The organism is Pseudomonas sp. HY7a-MNA-CIBAN-0227 (assembly GCF_040310325.1).
Lineage (GTDB): Bacteria > Pseudomonadota > Gammaproteobacteria > Pseudomonadales > Pseudomonadaceae > Aquipseudomonas.
Genome location: NZ_JBEOPT010000084.1, coordinates 1 through 282, shown reverse-complemented (window position 1 = coordinate 282; position 282 = coordinate 1). Strand labels below are relative to the sequence as shown.

General features: G+C 65.6%; 1 protein-coding gene. It reads right to left on the bottom strand.

Annotation, left to right across the window (positions count from 1 at the left end; all coding sequences use genetic code 11):
- On the bottom strand, positions 1–279 hold a 279-nt coding region (locus tag AAEZ06_RS27075), incomplete at its 3' end, for a PulJ/GspJ family protein (protein WP_502948055.1).
- Positions 280–282 lie beyond the last annotated feature (3 nt).

The following is a 282-nucleotide window of genomic DNA, read 5'->3' as shown; positions in this document are numbered from 1 at the left end:
GCCCAGCGGGTTGCGCCAGTTGGCGCGGCGCACGTTGAGCTGGTTGGGATACAGCGCCAGCCCCGGCGCCTTGGCCGAGGTGTGCAGGTGCAACATATCGCGCTCGATCAGCGCCACCGCGCGCTGCAAGCCGCGCAGGGTTTGCTCGTGGGCGCTACTGCTGCGTTCAGCGCGCAGCACGCCGTCAAACAGCCGCCAGCAAGCCACCCCAAGCAAGGCAAAAATGGCGATGGCGATCACCAGTTCGAGCAAGGTGAAGCCCGCTTGCGGTTTAGTCATGGT